This is a genomic window from Streptomyces sp. NPDC058671, assembly GCF_042716475.1.
Taxonomy (GTDB): domain Bacteria; phylum Actinomycetota; class Actinomycetes; order Streptomycetales; family Streptomycetaceae; genus Streptomyces.
The window spans coordinates 1-2,883 of record NZ_JBHXSA010000061.1 but is presented as its reverse complement, the minus strand read 5'-3'; the positions used below and the strand labels follow the sequence as shown (position 1 = coordinate 2,883).

The window sequence follows — 2,883 nt, the reverse complement described above, 5'->3', positions numbered from 1 at the left end:
TCCACGCAACTACCTGGCCTTTCTTGGCCTCGCCGCAGCCATCTGCTGCTACAAACGACTCATCCGCCTCACCACATAGGACACGGTCTAAGGCGACCGACGTTGTGTCGGACCGTGAGGGTGAAGGGCGCGGCGGAGAATGACGCGGGTCCCGCCGCTTTCGGGAAAGATGAAGTCGACACTGTCCATGAGCTGGCGCATCAGGAAGAGGCCCCGGCCGTGGGGACGACGCAGACTGCCGCCAGTGCGGGGGGGGCGGGGACGGCCCCAGGATCGAATCCGGGACCGTTGTCGGTGACCGTTGCCACGATCCAGTCACCGTCCACCGTGAGCTCCAGCGTCGCGGCGACCTCACCTTCGCTGCCCGCATGCAGCAGTGCGTTGAGGACGGCCTCAAAGACCGCGACACGGACATCGAACCGGACTTCCGACGTCGCGGACAACGGTGCCAGGAACTCATCGAGGCCGCCCCCGACTGCGGGGAGGGTCGAATCACCAAGGAAGGACAGCTTCAGAATCACGAGCAACATCGCCCTGTTCGAACAGGACCTCGCCGACAAGCGGGGCGAGCTCGGCGAACGGACGGAGGAACTGGATGCGGCACGGGCCAGGAACGGAGACGTCGGGGTTGAACACGCGGTTGACCCGCTCTTCAAGGTTCCCGGGTACCCCTTACCCATCAGCGGGGCAGTGCGCTCCATGATCCCACTTCGGCCTTTACCGAAGCAGTGCTGTAGCTGGATTACTGCGGCTTGCCCGAACCGAGCTCGGAGGCGGTCGGCAACTGCTTCGAAGCGGATCGCGCGGTCATCAACGAAATCCAAGGTCGGGCAGCCGCCCTCTGCTGCTACCAAAGGTTTCCGAAAACCCGAAACAGAATTACATAAGAAACTGCGCCCGAGAGGATGGCTGTTACAGTGAAAGAGATCAGACGAACACGCGCATACAGGCGAGCGTATGGACCTCTCGGCTTCGCGAGAACCTTGACCATCTCCTTAGCGGCAGATGACTCGGCCAGAGCGCAGATTTCTTCAGCAGAGCGCCGCCTGATTGACGCCACCCCATATGCACTGAGCACGGACTGCGTGAGTCGATATGACTGCATCAACAAAACGCCAACAGAATCGGCATTTAGGGCGTCCAAGGTCGTCGGAATCTTCTTCACTTGCTCGACCATAGCCAGCCAATCCAGTCCCCCGTCCGGTTCAGGGATATCCCCAATGGAAACGATGGCACCGACTGTCGGCCCCTCAGCACTAAGGAGCAGTGCGATGACGTGTTTGCGGGCCATGGAGTTCGCATTTCCCAGCAATTTGAGTACCGACCGCTGAGCGCCCCGTACACGCAGCGGGATCAGCTCACCCAAGCCGCGCCAGCCCTTGTTGAGCAAGGCGAACGGCTTCGACGCGTCAACCACCAGCATCAACCCCGGAACGTCCGCTCCGGCGAGCTTGGGTAGCTGTGGATAGCGGTCATCCTTCGAGAGGAGGGCGAAGGCAGGCCCCAGGTTGTCGCAGACACCGCCGTCAACGAGGGTGAGGTCGCCGCGGATCCACAGAGCCCGGGCACAGAACATCGCCACAGCGCCGCCGTACACGAGCAGGAGCGCCGCCAGGAACAAGCCGGCCCAGCCCGCGTCGAGAGGACCGAAAATGCGCAGAATCACGCCAGCCGCTGCTGTTGAGAGCCCGATCGCAGCCCCGAACCCCACCAACCAGCGCCGTCCTACATGGTGACGCCTAGGCTGATCGGGCGGGGTGCCGTCGGAGAGTCCCAGCTCGGCACGCTGAAACACAACCGGCCGGAAGCCGGGAAAGCAAGCAGAAGCTGCGACTACGTCTGCGACAAAGACGTTCGGGTCCCGACCTACCTCAGTTGGAGTGAGTACGCGACCCGGCGTGAAATACACGTGGGACCCCGTGCTGAGGTCAGTCGCGCAGAAAATCCTCCGCGTCTCCTCGTCCGCCGCAATTTCAGCTAGCGTAGTACCGTGACTTGAGCCTGAAGCGCCACGTGCATGCCATAGGAGTGTCTCGACTGCCCGCTGCACGGCGTACCAGCTGGCAGAAAATGCGTTGAGCGAAGTGGTCCCGTATCTGGTGCACCAAATGATTGCAAAGAGCATCAACAGGCCAAATACGGCGAATTGCGGCTCGGGGGGAGTGCGCCACCCGGGATACACGAAGGCCACCAACAGCATGACTGTGAGCCCCTGAGGGACCTTCTTCGCGAGGCTAATTAGGTTTTCAGTGGGAATCTCCTGGGTCTGTACGAGACCAGCCAGAAGGCGGACGCGTCGCCCCATGGGATCGGGGTCTTCATCGCTGGGCTCCGCGAACCCCCCAACTGTGACTGCCGACGCGATGCTGCCGCCAGACACCGAACTCACGGAAGTCACGCAGGTTCGCAGTGAAGAGTCGGCCACGGCAAGCATCGCGCCTGCCGCGAAGATCGTGGCCCTGTAGCCACCCCCTGATAGTGACAGAGCGATGCGTGCTGGCGCACCGCTACTTCCGCCAGCAGATGGCTCGCTTCTGATGGTGCTCACACCATCAGATTGGCCGAGGACTCGCTGCAAGCACCCGGGAACACAAGCCCGGTTCCCCCAATTAGCAGCAGGTGCTCACTCGCACCGGGGTCTGTCCTGGCCCCGATGAGTACAGCGGGGGTGAGGACCTGCCCCGCCGTGCATGAAGCCATCGGAATGCTCCTAGCTGAAGCAGCCTGGCAGTGGACGGTCCCGCCAGCCTTCATCACTCAAACCAGCGATAGCACCACACCTGTTGCGCTAAGGGATGTCCCGCAAAGATCTCGGATGCGAGTGCGGAGCTGCCTGCCGAGCTGGCGAGGTGCTCAGCCGGTGGTTCGTGAGGTGTCCAGGGA

3 protein-coding genes are annotated in these 2,883 nt (G+C 62.3%); all 3 read right to left on the bottom strand.

Annotated features, from left to right (window positions below):
- Positions 1–87: 87 nt before the first annotated feature.
- Positions 88–234 (bottom strand): hypothetical protein, encoded by a 147-nt coding sequence (locus ACFWV2_RS32990; RefSeq protein ID WP_384411098.1) that lies wholly within the window; start codon positions 232–234, stop codon positions 88–90.
- Entirely contained in the window at positions 201–530 is a 330-nt protein-coding gene (locus ACFWV2_RS32985; RefSeq protein ID WP_384411095.1) for an ATP-binding protein, read from the bottom strand. Before ACFWV2_RS32985 ends, ACFWV2_RS32990 begins: the two co-directional genes overlap by 34 nt.
- Before the next feature lie 317 nt (positions 531–847).
- A complete protein-coding gene (locus ACFWV2_RS32980; RefSeq protein WP_384411092.1) occupies positions 848–1,666 on the bottom strand; it encodes a hypothetical protein in 819 nt (272 codons plus the stop codon).
- Between the last annotated feature and the right edge of the window lie 1,217 nt (positions 1,667–2,883).

Coding starts and splice junctions, on each gene's coding strand:
- ACFWV2_RS32985 (WP_384411095.1), bottom strand. CDS start 530: ATGTTGCTCGTGATTCTGAAGCTGTCCTTCCTTGGTGATTCGACCCTC.